Raw genomic sequence first — 20,002 nt, forward strand, 5'->3', positions numbered from 1 at the left:
AGATATCTGGCCAATAAGTGGCTTCAGTTATGCAGAAAAATAGATTATTAATTAGGAATTATTTTGACCTCCATGATAAGTAAGTCCTCTGGCTTAGAGGTATCTAAATAATTTTTTCTTCCGAGCTTGACTGAATTTTTGTTTCGCGGAGTTATCCTGTTCCCGATGCCCTCTCCCATAACTTAAAACGAAACTATCAAATAATTATTTTGAAACTTTGCTCCAGCAACAGGTCTGCCACTTAGAGCCGGAGGGAGGGGAATATTCCGCCGCTGATCTCCTGCTTCTACTGTGACTTCTGGTCCATATTGGGTGAGTTTGACCTGTTTTTTGTCAAATCCTGGCAAGAATAACCGTACTTGACCATTGTGGATATCGATTTCAATTGGCTTGGGAGCCTGTACTGCTTGGGCTTCAAAGTTGGGAAGGGCGTCTATCAGTGTTTCCCAGTTACCTGCTGAGGAGTCGTCAACGACGCTTACAGGTAGAGGTGTAAATTCTTCTGATAGCTTGATGTTAGTTTCGGAAGATACAAGCAAAACACCACCAACAGTTAGACCAATTTGCTGAGCGCTACCCCACAAATACCGTGCAGTTGCCACCTCAATGGGGTCTTGTGTAGTCACCAAAAAAGCAGCGACACGCTTGGGATCGGCAAGAGCCGCTCTCCCCTTTTCTAAGAAATTATTGACTTGGTTAGTGGGTTGAGCAAAGTTATCTGCTGTCCAATTGATATTGAAAAAGCTGCTAATCAGTGGTTGAATCAAAGGCGATTCAACAATCGTCTTGCCTAAGTCAGAGTTGACAAACAATTGGCGAAAGCGCCGGACATACCAACTGAGAGATTCTGGCAAACCCAACATTCGTAAGGTTAAAGAGTCACCCGTGCCATCGTAGACGATCGCATCATATTTGCCACTGGCATCATATTCGCGGATAGCATTCAAGGCCAGGGCGCTGTCCATGCCTGGTAATACCACTAATTCTTGACCGAAAACGTCTTTGAATATGGGTGTGCGAAGATATTGCGCCTCAAGTTTCTTCACTTCGTCCCAGTTGCGTTCTAGTAGTACAGATGCTTGGAACTGGACTACTTGCAAATTGGGTGCGATTTCCTGGGGGTCGCAAGCAATGGGAGTACCCAGTAAGATTGACAGTGGTGGTTCTGCTAATCCTGCTAAAAGTACACGCTTGCCTTGGCTTGCCAATAATTTGGCGGCGGCGATCGCAATTTTGGTACGAGCGGTGCCGCCTTTGCCCAAAAATGTCAATATTAGAGCCATTACTTGATTCCTATTTTCACCGCCGATCTTTTCAATTCCAACTTAGCACTCAATAAAGACTCTCGACCTGTACTTTCAAACTGAGATTAGGGAACTCCAAGAAATAAAAACAACTGCTTGAAGTTGCTGACTGTGGTCACTGAATCTCGACTTCGCTCGATTTGAGCGTTGGTCATTGAGCGTAGCCGAAATGAGCCGAAATGAGCCGAAGTGTTGACTGTTGGGATATTTTTTATTTGTCAGTCCCTTAAGAGAAAAATCCCGATCTTGAGTTATTTCTCCTATACAGGTTTAATTTCATCTTCAAAAAACCAAGTGGAAGAATTGTCCTCAAACTGCACCACAACACCGATACCGCCGCCATCGGTGACTTTGTAGCCTTGAATAATACCCACTTGTCCTAGTTTTTTCGCAACGGGGGGAGAAACGCGATCGCGCAAACGATAAACCTTAACCTTTTGTCCGATTTCCATGCCTGATTACAATTCAGATAAACCAAGTCTCAGTGTAGCCGAATCCGTGACTCTACTCTCACAAATTCAGGGGGATCTAATTTCTAACTCCTGACCTAAGAGCTTAAAATTAAATCAATAACCAACCAGGTACAACGATGATGTTTGTCACAGCGCAACAGCTAAAACAGCAGATGCCAAATGCAACTCCGTTGTTAAGTGATTTGCGAGCGATCGCTCGCAGTTAATCTAGATAACTTGAGTTAAGCAACAAAGGTAACAGTCATGTATCAAACAGATCCCCCCCGTCCACCAGAAGAAACCATGCCTACGATGTATGATTTACCTAGTGAACTAATAGGGGAATCAGGTTTGCCAGATGAATTTCACTGTATTCAGGCGGATTTGCTGACTGAGACTTGTCAACCTCTTACTTATCCATCTGGGGAAATTTTACTTGCTAGCGATTTGAATCTTTATTACGACCCCCGCCATACTTTGTGGTACAAGCGTCCTGATTGGTATATGGTTTTAGGAGTACCTAGTGCTAGCCAACAGCAAGACCTACGCTTAAGTTACGTTATTTGGCAAGAGGGAGTCGTTCCATTTTTAATAGTTGAATTACTTTCACCTGGTACAGAACAAGAAGACTTAGGAAAAACACTGCGCGAGGTGAACCAGCCCCCAACGAAGTGGGAAGTATATGAAAGCATTTTGCGGGTTCCCTACTACGTTATCTACGATCGCTATGAAAATCATTTGCGTGTCTTTCAACTTATAGGCACTCGCTATCAAGCAATATCTTTACCAGAGAATCGCTTCTGGTTGGAAGAATTAGAACTAGGATTGGGTCTTTGGCAAGGTAGTTATCAGCAAACAGCAGGTTTGTGGTTGCGCTGGTATAATGCAACTGGTTGGGTGCCGACGCGAAGAGAACAAGCAGAACAAGAACGCCAACGGGCAGAACAAGAACGCCAACAGGCAAAACAAGAACGCCAACGGGCTGACCAAGAACGCCAACGGGCTGACCAAGAATATCAACGTGCAGAACGATTGGCAGAGTATTTGCGATCGCAAGGAATTGATCCAAACAACCTACCCTAGTCAAAGGTAGACATAACTACAACCATCAAAATAGTTAATCCCAACAAAAGAATATTCCAGTTTCCACGTGAACCATTGGCAGAATCATATCTACAGATCTACGCAATTCTCACCACCCAGAAGTAATGAAACAATACCTAACAGTTGATGCAAATAATTTGAATTAGGTAATGCAATGCAATAGCGCTTAGATCGTCAAATAATTAGACATCCTGAAAAAGATTGTATTTGACTTGCAAACATTTTTATGATATTCATAGCTAGTTTGTGGCAGAGAGTTCTAGGAACCACTTGATAAATTAACTAGTCTTACTCGGGTAGGATGCGGTTAAGAGTATAAAAATGGTAACCAGTAACTTGTTTGCTTAACAATGCTTTGTAAAATAAAGTTTTGATTGTTAAGGTAATGCGGCAAAGTCAACTCCGATAGTATAGAATTCGCAAATAACTTGCCTGTGGTGTGTAGTAGTTTTTAAAGATGATAATTTCGCTTAAAGGCAATTCAACTTGGTTACAAGTGCGGCGTTATTGGGAATTGCTGCACGTTTTGGTATCACGAAACCTTAAAGTACGTTATCGAGGTTCGTTTCTGGGAGTTTATTGGTCACTCTTGAACCCGTTAATTATGACAGGGTTATACGCTGCGATTTTTGGGAAAGCCTTTGTCGCGTATTATCAAAACTCAATCTTTAACTATGCTTTAGCAGCCTTTACTGGGCTAGTAGTAATCAATTTCTTTTCATCTTCCACCTCTCAGGCATTGAGTAGCGTAGTTGGTAATGGCTCACTTTTAAATAAAATTAGTCTACCAGTCAGCATTTTTCCGGTATCAATGATTGCAGCGAATGTATTTCAGTTCGTCATCGGCGTGTTGCCATTGTTGGGAGTAATTACTTTTATCAATTCGGAAAATTTAGTAAACGTGCTGGCGTTACTGTTTCCATTTCTGGCGCTAGTCTTAGTTTGTACGGGAGTTGGGTTTTTGGTCAGTGCTTTATACGTGTTTTTTAGAGATTTACCTTATTTTTACGAGTTAGTTGTATTTGTACTTTGGCTCAGTAGTCCTGTTTTTTATCCAGCAGCTATTGTTCCCCCTGAGGTAAAGCCGTTTTTAGCCTTAAACCCATTATCCCCAATTATTGAAAGTATACGTCAGATTACATTATCTGGAGCGCCACCAAATTTAAGTTTAATTTGGGGTGCATTACTCAGTGGCATAATTATTTTGTCCTTGGGATGGACTTGTTTTCACTTGTGGCGACATCAATTTATGGATCTGCTGTAGATGGAAGTAATTCGTCTAGATCAAGTTTCGCTGTGGCGACGGACTCAAGAAGAGTTTTCTTACGACCTCAAGAAAACCCTGCTATCTATTGTCGAAGGTAAGTATCGCCAACCGGCCAAAAAATTGGTGATAGATCAAATTAATTTAGTGGTAAATGCAGGTGAAACATTAGGTATTATAGGGGCGAATGGTTCAGGAAAATCAACACTACTCAAGTTAATTTGTGGAATTTTGCAGCCGACACATGGAACAGTAAGAGTAAAGGGTAAAATTGCCCCATTAATTGAACTTGGAGCAGGGTTTGATGCAGAAATTTCCGTCATCGATAATATTATGCTTTATGGTGTACTTCTGGGATATTCTAGAACAGAAATGCTGAATAGAGCGCCTTCAATACTGGAGTTTGCAGAATTACAGGATTATGCCTTAGTTCCAGTTAAAGGTTTGTCGTCTGGTATGGTTGCGCGGCTAGGGTTTGCGATCGCTACCGATGTCCAGCCAGATATTTTGATATTAGATGAAGTTTTATCTGTAGGAGATGAGAGTTTTAAAAATAAGAGTAAGCAAAGAATTGATAGTTTCTGGAATGGCAAGGCAACGATTTTGGTAGTTTCCCATGATTTGAAATTTATCAAACAATCCTGCCAATATGCAATTTGGTTAAACAAAGGACACGTAAAATTTGCAGGTAAATCTGAAGAAACAGTCGATTTTTATCTGAAAGCAGTGGAACTAGGCACTGAATCTTTATCTAGTTCTTAGATGAATAGTATTACTAAGAAGAAAATCTTTAGCCTAAAAAATTAAGTCAGACAATTTGTGGAGTCTCAATGAAGATACTGTTGACAGGAGGAGCTGGTTATATTGGTTCGGTACTAACACCGACTTTATTAGCTCAAGGTTATGAGGTTACTGTATTAGATAACTTCATGTTTCACCAGAACAGTTTAGCTGATTGCTGTCAATATGATGGCTTTCAAGTTGTCAGAGGTGATTGCAGAGATGAAGAGACTATTAAATATCTTCTCAAGGATGCTGATGTAATTATTCCCCTAGCAGCATTAGTAGGTGCGCCTCTGTGCAAGAATGATAAAATTGCCACCCAAACTATTAACTTTGATGCCGTGAATATGCTCTGCCGTCTAGCTAGCAAAGAGCAAAGGATTCTTATGCCAGTGACAAATAGTGGTTATGGCATTGGTGAGTCTGGAAAGTTCTGCACTGAAGATACACCTCTGCGGCCAATTTCCCTCTATGGCGTCACAAAAGTAGAGGCTGAAAAGGCAGTATTAGCCAGAGAAAATAGCATTACCTTCAGGCTAGCAACGGTTTTTGGTATGTCTCCTCGTATGAGGGTTGATTTACTGGTAAATGACTTTGTTTATCGGGCTGTACACGATCGAGCTGTGCTAGTTTTTGAGGGTCATTTTAAAAGAAATTATATTCATATCCGAGACGTCGCCAAGGTTTTTCTGCATGGCATTACCAATTTTGAACAAATGAAGGGCAAGCCCTACAATGTGGGACTAGATGATGCTAATCTATCGAAGTTAGAATTATGCGCTGAAATTAAACAGCACTTACCTAATTTTGTTTATCTTGAAGCCCCCATTGGAGAAGATCCAGATAAACGTGATTATATAGTCTCTAATGCTCGAATTTTGAACACAGGTTTTGAACCTGATTGGTCTCTTAGTCGCGGAATTAGAGAACTGATTAAGGGCTATACAATCTTGCGTAACAGCCTCTACTCTAACGTCTAAAATTGAGGAAGCAAATGTCATCTACCCTGAATGATGTCGTAGCTGTAATTTTAGCTGGTGGCTATGGCACAAGAATTAAACACTTACTCGATGGTGTGCCTAAACCGATGGCATCAGTTGCAGGTAAACCTTTTGTGGAATGGGTTATACGTTATTTAAGAACACAGGGAATCACAAAAGCCATTCTTTCCACAGGTTATCTATCAGAGGTAGTAGAACAACATTTCCAAAATCATCCTGTTGATGGAGTAGAGACTATTTGCTGCCCAGAAAAAACTCCTTTGGGAACAGCCGGGGGTTTCTTGAATGCTGTCCATCAAACTAAAGAATCGCCATTTGCCTGGTTAGTAATAAATGGCGATTCTTTAGTTTTTACCAACTTAGTCTCATTAAAAACTCATTTATTAAACTCTACAGTTAGTGGTGTAATTGTTGGTTTATCAGTTAATGACACCTCACGATATGGTTCTCTAGTTTGTAATCAACTTCAGAACCTAGAGAACTTTGCAGAAAAAAGCCCAGGAGATGGTACTATCAGCGCTGGAGTATACTTATTCCGCAATTCTCTAATAAAAGAATTTTCTTTGAGCTTGCCTTTAAGTTTTGAAAATGAAGTCTTCCCATCTTTACTTGCTAGGGGTATTTGCTTGCGAGTACATACTGTGCAAGCACCTTTTCTAGATATTGGTACTCCTGATTCCTTCGTTCAGGCTGAAGAATTTATCTTGCAAAATTACGCTAAATTGATTGACTAAATTTATGGCGTACTCAAGTTTTAAACTATTATTTCCTCATTCTTTACGTACTATTTTGCGGAATTTAGATAGTGCTTATCAGGAAAGATTGAAGGAAATTGAGATTAAAAATCAGCAAATTGAAGAATTACAACATACATCACAAGAATCACACAATCATCTTTTGAAGGAAATTGAGATTAAAAATCAGCAGATTAAAGAATTACAACATACATCACAAGAATCACACAATCATCTTTTGAAGGAAATTGAGATTAAAAATCAGCAAATTGAAGAATTACAACATACATCACAGCAATCACACAATCATCTTTTGAAGGAAATTGAGATTAAAAATCAGCAAATTAAAGAATTACAACATACATCACAAGAATCACACAATCATCTTTTGAAGGAAATTGAGATTAAAAATCAGCAGCTTATTGAACTAGAAAGCAATTTTCAGAAACTTTCAGAAGCACTGGTGGAGTCAGAAAAGTGCCGCATTCAAGAGTCCAATCTGTCTGAGGAAGATTACGAAAAGCTGAGTAAAGCGGGACTTTTCATTATTGGTAGCGCCAGATCTGGAACATCCATATTATGTGATTGTTTAAATCTTTCCCCAGATGTATTTTTACTAGGGGAAGCAAATTTATATATACATCATAATCAGGAAAATTTTGTCGATTTTTTTAATACTCAACATATACAATTTAAGAACCGTAGGAGCAAAGGAACATTCGCTCCTCCTTCAAGACTTCCAGAGAGAGGGGGAATTAATTTTTTATCAAGGATGAAGAAAAACTATAATTTTGTAGGTGAAAAAATAGCGTTTGGTCCTCATGGAGAAATTGATAATCAATCCTTTCAAGAAGTGTTTTTTAATTTTCATGCAAGATATTTTTATTTTTCAAATTACATACTGATTATGCGTAGACCTGCTGAAGCAGTATTTTCAATGCTAAAAATGTTTCCCGAAAGAGGTTTAGATGCAATTTTTGATTGTTGGTTGAGAACAGTTAAAATTCAAATTGATGTTTTTCAGTCATTCCCTCACTCCTATGTAATTTTTTTTGAAAATCTTAGTAATGAAACAGTTACGAATCTATGTTCAATCATAGGTATTAATATTCATATACCTAAAGGTATATTCAGAGAAGAAAACAAGTATTCTCTTTTAGCTCAAGATGAAATACCAAATGAATTTTCCAAATATCGAAAGATTGGTCTAGCTTGCGAAGAAATTTATCAAAAAGTGAAAAATGAATTTAATCTAGAAACTTTTAAGTTCAAAGATACAACAGCCAATTATGGCAATGCTCGTTACGGTTTTAGTGATAAAATTCAGAAACAAATAGATGAAATTATTCATGAACTAGCTAGTGTTCAAGCTTAAAAGGTGATTGCAGTTAAGTGTGATATTCATTAGATAAGATAGAAGATTTTTGTTTTAATTTCTGTGCAAAAATAGTTTTGATAACTAAATATATAATATGCTAATATCTCGTGCTCCTGTTCGTATTAGTTTCTTTGGCGGTGGAACTGACTATCCTGAATATTTTCTTCAACATGGAGGTGCTGTATTAGCTACAGCGATCGATAAATTTTCTTATGTTACTGTTAGTCCTTTCCTGAGCCATCTTTTTGACTATTCAATCAGAGTATCTTATCGGCAAGTAGAATTAGTTAAAACAGTAGAAGAAATAGAACATAAAGTTTATCGAGAATGCCTGAAGTTTTGTGGAATGGATAAAGATATTGAACTGCATAATGTAGCTGACTTGCCAGCGTTTACAGGCTTAGGCTCTTCTTCAGCATTTACAGTATCTCTCTTACATGCACTCCACTGTTTTAAGGGTGAGTTTCTCAAGCCACTTGAATTGGCTTATGAGGCAATTTATGTAGAACGGCATTTGGTCAAAGATAAGGTAGGATGTCAAGATCAAGTTTTAGCTGCGGTTGGTGGTTTTAATTTGGTGGAGTTTAGAACAGAAGATGATATTATAATCAATCGCTTACCTATTTCTCAACAACGTTTACTGGAGTTTGAGCAGCACCTTTTTATTGTGTTTACAGGTATTAGACGCAAGGCTGCTGATGTAGTTGAAAAGCAGTTGCAGAAGGTTGGTGAAAACACAGATATATTAAAGGATATGCGATACATGGTTGACGATGGCTGGGATATTTTAACTGGAAATAGATCGTTTGCTGAATTCGGAGCATTACTCCATAGTGCATGGTTAGCTAAACAAAGTCTTGACTGCGGAATTTCTAATCCTGAAATTAACAAAATTTATCAGATGGGTATAGAAGCAGGTGCTTGGGGTGGTAAATTGTTAGGTGCTGGCGCAGGAGGATTTATGCTATTTTTTGCTCCCCCAGAATTACATCCAAACTTGCAAACAATTTTTGCTAATCATCAAGTATTAAAGGCAAAAACAAATGCACCTGCTTCCCAGATAATTTTTTCCTAAAATTTAACAAATCTAAGATGAGATTTAAGCAAATGAAAGTCCTAATTGCTGACTTTGACTTATTTACAAAAATGGGTGGTGGACAGACTTTTTACCGAAGTCTAATTGAGAAAAATCCTCATATTGATTTTTACTACTTCATCGCTTCAGAAGATATAGAAACAATTCGTCCTCTCAATTCTCATACCATTACTTATCAGGAAAAATATCGTTTTAGTGATTATGAAATTTTTCACGATCTAACACCACCAAAATGGATCTATAGATCGTTTGTGATGGCTAGTAACATCGCTGCTTCAGTAAGTGGACAATGTTTTGATATAGTAGATTTACCAGATTATGAACAACTGGGTATAATGATGCGGCCTGCATTGAAACATCATAATGTCAATTTTGAGCGCATTGTGTTGTCCATGCATGGAAATATTTCTACATCTATTCAAATGGACTGGTTTAACGCAGGAAAAGTTGACCAAACTTTGGTGTGGAAAGAAAAAATGCAATATAGCGTAGTTGATACACGTTATGGAATAAGCAAGAGTTACTTAGAAGAATGGCGTGAAATTGTAGATTTAACATCTCACTACTTAAATCCTTTGTCAGTCATCTCATTACCTAAGCCTAAACTAGCTGATTCTTCAGCAGAACTACCAAGCATAAATTTTGTGGGGCGAACAGAAAAGCGTAAAGGTCCGGATATTTTTGTAGAATTAGCTTGCTGGCTACCTCGTTCTAAATTCAGTACAGCTAATATTATTGGTCCTGACAGTTTTGATTTTAAAGGAGAAATAGGTTCAGGATTACTTTTATATCAAATGATCAATAATAGGCTTAAGGACAATGTTAAGCTGCTACCCGCTATGAGCCATGATGAACTATACCAAAAATTGTTTTCTAGTAAATCTATTACCATTCTTCCATCTAAATATGACACATTCAATTTAACTGCATTGGAGTCTTTATTTTCTGGATGTCCAACAATTATAGGAACTGGAGCTGGGGTAGTTAGATTTCTTAAGGAAACATATCCTCTCTTACCTTTGATAACCGTAGATATAAACAATATATATGATTGTATTCCCTCTATATGTTTCATTCTAGATAATTATGATGATTACCGTTACAAGCTAGTAGATGCCTTATCTAAGAACCAACCTGAGTTATCTGGTTCAACTCTTGAATCAATATACGAAAGTCAACCAGTTTATAATTCGGTTTTACGTACTGAAATTGAGAACTGGTATTTCCAGTTAATGCGTTTTCAAGACCGAATTAACAACAAAAATGTTGTCCCACGTAGAAATATAAAAAATGAAATCGTACAAATTATTAAGAATAATTATAGCCCGGAATTAAAACAAGTTTTGAAGAACGTAAGGTCTTTGGTAATTAATCCTAAACAGTTAATTAAGAATAAACTTTTATCCATTTTAAAAAAAGATAACTATGAAGATTTAAAAATAATAGATCAAGGATTAAAAGCACTATCACTTTTTGAGAAATATAGATATATATTTAACTTAGGCGAAGGGAGTAATCAAGAATTAAGCGGGAAAATCAAGAATTGTTGGAATTTATCATCCGATCATCGAGTTGATCGTGTACGCATTTGGAGAGAGATAGCTAGATTAGAGCAACTTCGGGGTAATGATATTGTTGCCGCAACTTATCAACTCAGAGGAATGCGATTACTTGGTGAGGATCATTTTGGTGACATTGCATCTGTTGTACATACTCTAAAAAATAATGGCTTTAGTAGAGAAGCGGTTACAGCTGAAGCAATGTATAGCAAATCTCCAGATCGGAATCAACACTGTAAAGCATTACTAGATCAAGCTCTAGCAGACAACAAACTAAATCAAAAGTGGCAATATGAGTTCCTTGACGATCGGCGTAACTCCACTAACTACCGAGTGTCCATCATTGTATCACTTTACAATGCAGCAGCCAAGCTGCCGTTATTTTTACGGACGTTGCAACACCAGACAATGCTTAAAGCTGGTGCTGTTGAGGTAATTCTGATCGATAGCGGTTCTCCTGCTGATGAGTATGGTGCATTTCAGCAGATTATGGAATCTCTCGATATTCCTATTCTCTATGCACGTTGTGCTAAACGAGAAACGATACAGAGCGCCTGGAATCGTGGAATAGACCTTTCTCGCTCCCCGTACTTGACCTTCTTGGGTGTTGATGAAACTATACTGCCTGAGTGCCTGGAAATTCTCTCGGCAGAATTAGATGCCGATCCGACACTAGATTGGGTACAGGCTAACAGTTTAGTCACCAATGTTGACAAAAATGGTTCATGGGTAAACGATATTATGATCTATGACCGAAAAGATTATAAACAAGACTTAGTTTACCTAGAAACTTGTTACTTATCTTGGGTTGGCGCTCTTTATCGTCGTTCTATCCATGACCGATTTGGTTTTTACGATGCTACGTTTATGGCAGCAGGGGATACAGAATTCAAGAGTCGTATTTTACCATTCATTAAAACCAAAGCAATTACTCAAACTTTAGGAATTTTCCGCAACTACCCAGATGAGAGAACTACACAGCATCCTAGAGCGGAAATAGAAGATTTACGAGCTTGGTATTTACATCGGACTTTAGCGGGAGTTGAGTATGCTTTTGCTACCCGCAATCCCGAAGAAGCGGAGGAATTGTTCTATAACTGTTTACGATATCGCAAATCCTATTGTCAGCACTGGAGTACAGATATAGACTATGCCTATAATGTCGGGTGTTTCATCCAACAAAAAATACCAGATTCACCAGCTTTAAGATATCTGCCAGGAACCAAAAACTTGCTGGATGCATACCGATCTTTGGATTGGGTGTCGAATCTTTCCAAACTATCCTCTGCGGCTACGGTTCTGCGGACTAATCAGGCGATCGCACAAGTTGAAGAACAGCATAGAGCTATAGATAGTCAATTTATAGAACCTATGTATAAAATTTTCAACGATAATCGTCATGAGCAACACTCATATCTGTGGTTTACTGATGTCTGAAGACACAAATAATAAAAGTTTGCTCATTTATTAGATAAACCACACTTTTTTGAGTTTAATTAAAACTATGGGAATAAAAAATTGGCTAAAAAACAAAATCCGCAACGCACTAAACTTGCCAGAATTAGAAGAACAGATTCGGGAGATTAGTAATAATACTAAGAGCTTGTTAGAATCTCAAGCTGATATCCATCAGGGTGAGCATGACAATAGTAAGTTTATTATTGAATTAGATTATCCTCCATCCCGTGATTACCAACCTAGATGGGGTTATACTCATCCCCCACATCAGGGATTAATAGACCTTTTTAATAAAAACTATAGTGAGTACTGTGAGACATTTCGTAAATTAGCTAAATTAGAATCTTTTTTAGTAAAAATTAACCCGGAATTTTCTCATGAAAAACCCGGAGAACCAGGATGGACTGGTGGTGCTATCAATGCAATAGATACTGCTCTACTTTACTATTTTATAACGGAATTTAAACCAAAAACTTATCTAGAAATCGGTTCTGGCGTAACAACGCTATTTGCTGTACGAGCAAAACACGATCATAACCTGACAACACGCATAGTTTCCATTGACCCTGAGCCACGTGCTGCTGTTGATGCTGTGTGTGATGAAGTCATTAGAGCCGGACTAGAAACTACAGATTTATCTGTTTTTTTTAACTTAGAACCTGGAGACATTGTGTTTATGGATGGCAGTCATCGCTCATTCATGAACTCAGATGTCACCGTATTTATGCTAGATGTACTTCCAAAACTAAATCCCGGTGTTGTGATTCACTTTCATGATATTGAACTTCCTTATGACTATTCTAATATGTTTAGTGATTGGTATTGGAATGAACAATATATTCTGGCTGCATATTTAATTGCCGCAGGAGATAAAGTGAAAATACTAATGCCGTCTAGATTTATGTCAAATAGTCCCGAACTTAAGGAAACAATAGACCCAATTTTGAAAAATTGGCAAGGTTCTACTGATGTTTGGCTATTTGGTGGCTCACTCTGGTTTACTCATGTTAGGTGAATTTTTGATTCTCATTTGAATGAGTTAAAAGGATAGTATGGGCGCAGAGATGTGCGCCCATAAATGTTTACTTAGCTGGCTTCAAAGAGATTTATGGGTTGGGAGACATGCCTTGCCAGCCGATATTGCTACCACCAGAGTTCATCAGCCAAGCACCATTTTGATTGCTAGAAGCGTTGTGCCAAAGAATGTCTTGGTTAACATCTTTATTGAAATCTCCTGTGCCGTTGATCTCCCAACCAGTGGGGTTCCCTGACATCCCTTGCCAACCGATATTTGCTCCACCAGAGTTCATCAGCCAAGCACCATTTTGATTTGTGGAAGCATTGTGCCAGAGGATGTCTTGATTGCCATCTTTGTTGAAATCTCCTGTGCCATTGATTTCCCAACCAGTGGGGTTCCCTGACATCCCTTGCCAACCGATATTTGCTCCACCAGAGTTCATCAGCCAAGCACCATTTTGATTGCTAGAAGCGTTGTGCCAAAGAATGTCTTGGTTACCATCTTTATTGAAATCTCCTGTGCCGTTGATTTCCCAACCAGTGGGGTTCCCTGACATCCCTTGCCAACCGATATTTGCTCCACCAGAGTTCATTAGCCAAGCACCATTTTGATTTGTCGAAGCATTGTGCCAAAGGATATCTTGATTGCCATCTTTGTTGAAATCTCCTGTGCCGTTGATATTCCAACCAGTGGGGTTCCCTGACATCCCTTGCCAACCGATATTTGCTCCACCAGAGTTCATCAACCAAGCACCATTTTGATTAGTAGAATTATTGTGCCAGAGAATGTCTTGGTTACCATCTTTGTTGAAGTCTCCTGTCCCATTGATATTCCATCCCACAGGTGCTTGATTAAACTCACTTACATCAATGATTTCTAATCCATAACTACCATCAGCCACATAAGCATAACTGCCTACGACTTGTACGCCTCGAGCTTCGCTATTAGTAGCATAATGACCTTTAAGGACAGGTGTAGTGGGATTGTTGATGTTGATGATTTGTACTCCGGAATAACCATCAGCTACATAAGCATAATTGCCTACTACTTGTACATCCCAAGCTTCGCCATTAGTATCATAATTACCTTTAAGGACAGGGGTAGTAGGATTGCTGATATCGATGATTTGTAATCCGGAATTATTATCAGCTACATAAGCATAATTACCTACCACTTGTACGTCACTAGCAAAGCTACTGGTATCATAACTCCCCTTGAGGATAGGGGCAGTGCGATTGCTGATATCGATGATTTCTAATCCTGCACTACCGTCAGCTACATAAGCATAATTGTTTAATACTTGTACCTCAACAGCAGTGCCACTGGTATTATAATTACCCTTGAGCATAGGGGAAGTGGGATTGCTGATATCGATGATTTCTAATCCTGCATACCCATCAGCAACATAAGCATAGTTGTCTACTACTTTCACACCATAACTATTGCCAGTAGCATAATAATAACCCTTGAAGAGACTAGATGCAGTGGGATTGCTGATGTCAAGGATTTCTAATCCTCTATAAATATTTCCTGAACTATCATTAGCTACGTAAGCGTAGTTGCCTACTACTTGTACACTATAAGCATAATCTCCAAGGGTATAATAATTCCTTTTGAGGATAGGTGTATGGGGATTGCTGATGTCGATGATTGCTAATGCATCACCATTAACTACATAAGCATAGTTGCCTACTACTTGTAGATCATAAGCAAAGCCACTAGTATAATAATTTCCGACTAAAGTAGGAGATAACGTTAGCACCATCTGATAAGCCACTAAAGTTGCTGGGCTAAAAGCGAGAGAGTCGGATGAATCAGTCTGAGGAAGATTAACTTCTAATTCCCAATCTCCTCCTAATTTGGGATTTCCTGTCAGTTTGGCAGAAGCAGAAATTTTCGCTCCCGTTATCTCATGTAACTTGCGAATAAATTCTGATCCAGCATCTCCTGCACCGATATTACAACCGTAAAGTAAAATGCTCTTAGTTTGCCAAAGCTGCAAGAATTGAGTATATTTACTGAGGTTATCTAAATTAAGTTGACTATTCCCTAAATACAAACATCCCGGCGCGCCATGAGAAACAATATGTATTGTGGTTATTACCTCATATTGCTCTAAAATTTCGGTGATTTGTTCAATACCGTCTTGACTAGGTGAAAGGGCGATCGCTTCTACCCCATCCACTACACCCGACAGCAGACTTTGGTAGTCAGTTACAGAAGAATCAATAAACAGAATTGTAGTCATTTTATTACTTTGATTTATCTTATTTCTTCGAGTGTCATCATAAAGTTAAAATAATTACAATAACAATCCGTACAAACACTTGAGAATTTATTAAACGTAGTAAAAGCTAAGCAAGAGGCAATAGTATTACAAATTAGGCATTAACGGATAAGCCACATTACTTTTTTCTTGATTGCCAAAATTTGTAAACATCATAATAATTACCCAGCATTACAAACCAATTACTGAGATTGATGCAACCCAGTAAATTGAGTTGTTGCTGAGTAAACTTAAGAATTTATGGATTAGGAGACATACCTTGCCAGCCGATATTGCTACCACCAGAATTCATCAACCAAGCTCCATTCTGATTGGTGGAACTATTATGCCATAGGATGTCAAGGTTACCATCTCTGTTGAAATCCCCTGTTCCCTGAATATCCCAACCTGATGGGTTGCCAGCCATTCCTTGCCAACCAATATTGGCACCATTAGAGTTCATCAACCAAGCTCCATTTTGATTGGTGGAGTAATTATGCCAAAGGATGTCGATATTACCATCCCGATTGAAATCTCCTGTCTGTTGAATTACCCAACCTGTGGGGTTGCTGGCCATACTTTGCCAACCAATATTGGCACCATTGGAGTTCATTAACCAAGCCCCATTCTGATTGGTGGAGGCATTATGCCAAAGGATGTCGATATTACCATCCCGATTGAAGTCTCCTGTCCCATTGATGTCCCAACCTGTGGGGTTGCTGGCCATACTTTGCCAACCAATATTGGCACCGTTGGAGTTCATCAACCAAGCACCGTTTTGGTTCGTGGAAGGATTATGCCAAAGGATGTCGATATTACCATCCCGATTGAAGTCTCCTGTCCCATTGATGTCCCAACCTGTGGGGTTGCTGGCCATACCCTGCCACCCGATATTGGCACCACCAGAGTTCATTAACCAAGCACCATTTTGATTAGTGGAGGTATTGTGCCAAAGGATATCAACATTACCATCCCGATTAAAGTCTCCTGTGCCTTCCATTTGCCAAGAGGAGGCTCCATACGGCTGATCTGGTCCTGTTAACGAGAGAGTATAGTTTGTATTTACCCCTGAGTCTGGAGAAACCTGAATGAAATAAGTGCCTATCCCTAAAGTTTGATTAATGGTTGCGTTGCTGCCAGTGCTGGCATAGTCGGAGTACAGAGTATCACCGTAATCAACAGAATTGTTGCCATTAGCATCGTAAATGACTTTAGCATACACATAACTTTGGGTTATACCATTTAGCGTAAGGCTAAAGCTAGTGTTACTAGGAAGATAAAACTTGTAAAAGTCCAGACTATCAGCTGTGCCAACAAACTCTGTAAAGGTTTTTGTGCCATACAATGTGCCAAGATCCAAGGCATTACTCAGATTGTTGCCAGGATCTCTAGGAGTTGTAGGAGGTGCAGCAGTTGCACCAAGCCGTAGAGTATAGTTTGTATTGACCCCTGAGTCTGGAGAAACTTGAATGAAATAAGTGCCTGTCCCTAAAGTTTGATTAATGGTTGCGTTGCTGCCAGTGCTGGCATAGTTGGAGTATAGAGTCTCACCATAATCAACAGAATTGTTACTATTAGCATCGTAAATGACTTTAGCGTAAACATAGCTTTGAGTGATACCACTTAAGGTAGCACTGAAATAACTAGCAACAGGCAAATAAAATTTGTAGTAATCTAAATTATCAGTACTTCCAATGAAGTCAGTAATTTGAAAAGTACTTAAATTGCCTATTGACTGAGCATTCAGTAGTGTATTGTTTGGTTCTGCCATAAATACATAAAGTCCTAAATTATACCTTATTATAGGTGCATATTTAGAAAATAGGGAAAGAAAACACTATATCTGATTAAATATTCCCCAGAAAGATGAGTGATAAAAGTTACTAATATTTCAGAGGCTTTTATCATGTCTATTCTGATTTATCTTCGTTTAACAGACCACTACACAGAGATAAAAAATTGACGTTGCAGAATTCTTGTGGTGTTACCTATGTCCCGATGGGACATAGATGCACTTTAGTTTCAACAACATCATCTCCACTCCCAGTAGCTCAAACATAAATTTAGCTTCCTCTAATTCACTCGCCAGCAGCTTGTTCTTGGTGTGAGTAAATCTTGATAGAAATTTATGTAGGGAGCATCCACTTTTGGAAGATATACAAGTTCTGGGAGAATAACAATAGATAAAATAGTGTGCATTACCAACAATGAACCAAGATAAACAAGAACGAATCAAGGCAGACCTGTCCGAAAATTAAATTTGCGTAAATATAGAAAGTAAAATTTTATATTTATCAATCTGAATCTTTGCTATATATAGTTTCTGCGGCTTGTACAGCATAATAAATCCTGTTGACGCTCAAAATTTGAAAATACTATTTTTTCTCTATAAACTATCATCAACTATGCCAAACCTCTATTGCTACGTTGAGGTAAGACGTATAGTTGACCTTTAAAACCCTTGTATAGACTGGGTTATAGATTTTCGGACAAGTCTGTTGCTAAATAAGATAGGGTAGTTAAAAGAAAAAACCTCTGGAAAGTCCAGAGGTTTTGGTTCCTGATTTAGTTTCTAATTGTTACTACAATTTGTCCTGACTCATTTCCTGATATCGAAGAAGATTATTTCATTTGGAGGATGCCTAAATCGATGGGGCACATATTTGTGTACCCTTAGCTCGACTTTATCCAATTACGCGGCATAAACGGCAATGTCCCGCAAACGTTCAAACAAAGGGCGAGGTACTTTTACCATCTCAAAGGATTCATGGGACATTGAAAAAGTGCTAGCCCACAAAAATTGCCCCACTAAAGCCAGTGCATCTGAGAAACAAGGCAAATGTTTTGAGTACCAACTTGTTTGTCGCACTTGCCACTGAAAATAATTTTGTAAATGGTGTACCAAAAGGGTAACTAAACTCGGCTTTATTCAATAGACTTCTTGCAGAAGTCGGGAAAAGGGGAAGGTGGGGTCCCAATACTTGTCGGTTAAGGGGAAAAGGGGAAAGGGAAAGGGGAAAGGGGAAAGGGGAAAGGGAAAGAAAAAACCTTTAACCTTTACCCTTTACCCTTTAACCTTTTCCCCAAACCCAATTCCGAGTTAAAAATGCTTTACCCGAGCAGTATTGGGTGGAGTCCCAAGAAGGGAATAAGGGGCGGGGGAAAGGGGGAAAGGTTTTGTATTTTCCCCTTCCCCTTTAACCTTTTCCCTTTTCCCTTTTCCCACCTCTTGCAAAAAGCACTTTTGCAAGAATTTTTGGCAACGCTCAAGTTGACGCTGAAACCTTTATGGAATAGTAGTTTTGCTTTTTCGATTTCACTGATAATTACTATTGACGGTATCAAGAGAACCAAGTTCTGAATTTTGGATAAAGTCGAGCTAAGAGTTCTCCAAAGGAGTAGTTTTGCTTGTATGCAATATTCCTGTTAGGCTAACCAATTTGTGAATATTTATGACTTATTACAGATGCAGAAAAATAAAAGATTTCTAAATTAAGTTATGTGATAATTTTGCTGAAAGTCAAAATAACAGCAAGTTAGCACAAAAATATAAAAAGATTTATGATATGTGATAATGATTATCCATAAGGTGAGATAAGGAATTTAGAGTATGGTGGCTGACGTAATCAACAATTCAGTTCCCGTTACTGTTCTTACAGGCTACTTGGGAGCAGGTAAAACGACTTTACTCAATCACATCCTCACCTACGAACACGGCAAAAAAGTTGCTGTGATTGTTAATGAATTTGGGGAAGTGGGCATTGATAATCAACTAATTATTGATGCAGATGAAGAAATATTTGAAATGAATAATGGCTGTATTTGTTGTACAGTTCGCGGTGATTTAATTCGCATCATTGGAAATTTGATGAAGCGGCGCGATAAATTTGACCATTTAGTAATTGAAACAACTGGATTAGCCGATCCCGCGCCAGTTATTCAGACATTTTTTGTTGATGAAGATTTGCAAAGTCAACTTTCTTTAGATGCAGTGGTGACAGTCGTAGATGCGAAGCATATCTGGCAGCACTGGGATGCAGACGAAGCCCAAGAACAGATTGCCTTTGCCGATGTAATTTTACTTAATAAAACTGATTTAGTCGCGCCAGAAGAGTTAGATGAATTAGAAAAAAGGATTCGGGCGATGAATGCGATCGCTAAAATTTATCGTACTCAAAATTCTGAGCTAGGCATGGATGCTTTACTGGGTGTCAAAGCCTTTGATTTAGATCGTGCATTAGAAATTGACCCAGATTTCTTAGGCGAAGATGCCCACGTACACGATGAAAGTGTCTTTTCTGTGGCTTTAGTAGAAAAAGGTGCGATCGATGGAGAAAAATTAAACGCTTGGCTTTCAGAATTACTCCGTACTCAAGGGCCAGATATCTTTCGGATGAAAGGTATATTAAACATTGCTGGGGAAGAAAATCGATTTGTATTCCAAGGAGTACATATGATTTTTGATGGTAAACCCGATCGCCCCTGGAAACCCAGCGAAACCCCCAAAAACGAACTAGTCTTCATCGGCCGCAACCTTGATGCAGTAAAACTCAAGGAAGATTTTCTCGCTTGTCTAGCATAGATA

14 protein-coding genes are annotated in these 20,002 nt (G+C 38.7%); 10 read left to right on the forward strand and 4 right to left on the reverse strand.

Annotation, left to right across the window (positions count from 1 at the left end; translation table 11 throughout):
- Positions 1 to 182: 182 nt before the first annotated feature.
- Positions 183 to 1,283 carry an ArsA family ATPase gene (locus ACFG4S_RS15855; protein WP_392535696.1) on the reverse strand — a complete coding sequence of 367 codons (1,101 nt, stop codon included), beginning with the start codon at positions 1,281 to 1,283 and terminating at the stop codon, positions 183 to 185.
- Between the two features lie 281 nt (positions 1,284 to 1,564).
- Positions 1,565 to 1,756: a DUF2862 domain-containing protein gene (locus ACFG4S_RS15860; protein WP_392535697.1), complete on the reverse strand. Its 192-nt coding sequence runs from the start codon at positions 1,754 to 1,756 to the stop codon at positions 1,565 to 1,567.
- Between the two features lie 264 nt (positions 1,757 to 2,020).
- On the opposite strand from ACFG4S_RS15860, the gene ACFG4S_RS15865 reads away from it, so the two are divergent.
- The 9 genes from ACFG4S_RS15865 (at position 2,021) to ACFG4S_RS15905 (ending at position 13,148) form a co-directional block, all read left to right on the forward strand.
- The gene (locus ACFG4S_RS15865; protein ID WP_392535698.1) at positions 2,021 to 2,839 is read left to right on the forward strand and encodes a Uma2 family endonuclease; all 819 of its coding nucleotides are present in this window, start codon (positions 2,021 to 2,023) and stop codon (positions 2,837 to 2,839) included.
- Positions 2,840 to 3,317: 478 nt separating this feature from the next.
- The gene (locus ACFG4S_RS15870) at positions 3,318 to 4,124 is read left to right on the forward strand and encodes an ABC transporter permease (protein ID WP_392535699.1); all 807 of its coding nucleotides are present in this window, start codon (positions 3,318 to 3,320) and stop codon (positions 4,122 to 4,124) included.
- Positions 4,125 to 4,886 carry an ABC transporter ATP-binding protein gene (locus tag ACFG4S_RS15875; RefSeq protein WP_392535700.1) on the forward strand — a complete coding sequence of 254 codons (762 nt, stop codon included), beginning with the start codon at positions 4,125 to 4,127 and terminating at the stop codon, positions 4,884 to 4,886.
- A 68-nt stretch (positions 4,887 to 4,954) separates the two neighbouring features.
- The gene (locus ACFG4S_RS15880; protein ID WP_392535701.1) at positions 4,955 to 5,887 is read left to right on the forward strand and encodes an NAD-dependent epimerase/dehydratase family protein; all 933 of its coding nucleotides are present in this window, start codon (positions 4,955 to 4,957) and stop codon (positions 5,885 to 5,887) included.
- A gap of 14 nt (positions 5,888 to 5,901) precedes the next feature.
- Positions 5,902 to 6,642, forward strand: a complete 741-nt coding sequence (locus ACFG4S_RS15885) for a sugar phosphate nucleotidyltransferase (protein WP_392535702.1) — start codon at positions 5,902 to 5,904, stop codon at positions 6,640 to 6,642.
- 4 nt (positions 6,643 to 6,646) lie between these two features.
- Complete coding sequence (locus tag ACFG4S_RS15890) at positions 6,647 to 8,017, forward strand: hypothetical protein (protein WP_392535703.1); 1,371 nt, start codon at positions 6,647 to 6,649, stop codon at positions 8,015 to 8,017.
- Between the two features lie 97 nt (positions 8,018 to 8,114).
- Complete coding sequence (locus tag ACFG4S_RS15895; RefSeq protein ID WP_392535704.1) at positions 8,115 to 9,095, forward strand: hypothetical protein; 981 nt, start codon at positions 8,115 to 8,117, stop codon at positions 9,093 to 9,095.
- 32 nt (positions 9,096 to 9,127) lie between these two features.
- Positions 9,128 to 12,112 carry a glycosyltransferase gene (locus ACFG4S_RS15900; RefSeq protein ID WP_392535705.1) on the forward strand — a complete coding sequence of 995 codons (2,985 nt, stop codon included), beginning with the start codon at positions 9,128 to 9,130 and terminating at the stop codon, positions 12,110 to 12,112.
- Positions 12,113 to 12,179: 67 nt separating this feature from the next.
- Positions 12,180 to 13,148 (forward strand): class I SAM-dependent methyltransferase, encoded by a 969-nt coding sequence (locus tag ACFG4S_RS15905; RefSeq protein WP_392535706.1) that lies wholly within the window; start codon positions 12,180 to 12,182, stop codon positions 13,146 to 13,148.
- A gap of 91 nt (positions 13,149 to 13,239) precedes the next feature.
- Here the strand turns inward: ACFG4S_RS15905 and ACFG4S_RS15910 are convergent, their stop codons facing one another.
- Positions 13,240 to 15,399: a DUF4347 domain-containing protein gene (locus ACFG4S_RS15910; RefSeq protein WP_392535707.1), complete on the reverse strand. Its 2,160-nt coding sequence runs from the start codon at positions 15,397 to 15,399 to the stop codon at positions 13,240 to 13,242.
- Positions 15,400 to 15,676: 277 nt separating this feature from the next.
- Positions 15,677 to 17,188: an FG-GAP repeat domain-containing protein gene (locus tag ACFG4S_RS15915; RefSeq protein ID WP_392535708.1), complete on the reverse strand. Its 1,512-nt coding sequence runs from the start codon at positions 17,186 to 17,188 to the stop codon at positions 15,677 to 15,679.
- A gap of 1,839 nt (positions 17,189 to 19,027) precedes the next feature.
- Here ACFG4S_RS15915 and ACFG4S_RS15920 point away from each other — a divergent pair.
- The gene (locus tag ACFG4S_RS15920) at positions 19,028 to 19,999 is read left to right on the forward strand and encodes a CobW family GTP-binding protein (RefSeq protein WP_392535709.1); all 972 of its coding nucleotides are present in this window, start codon (positions 19,028 to 19,030) and stop codon (positions 19,997 to 19,999) included.
- Positions 20,000 to 20,002: the final 3 nt, after the last annotated feature.

The organism is Nostoc sp. C117, assembly GCF_043099735.1.
Classification (GTDB): Bacteria; Cyanobacteriota; Cyanobacteriia; order Cyanobacteriales; family Nostocaceae; genus Nostoc.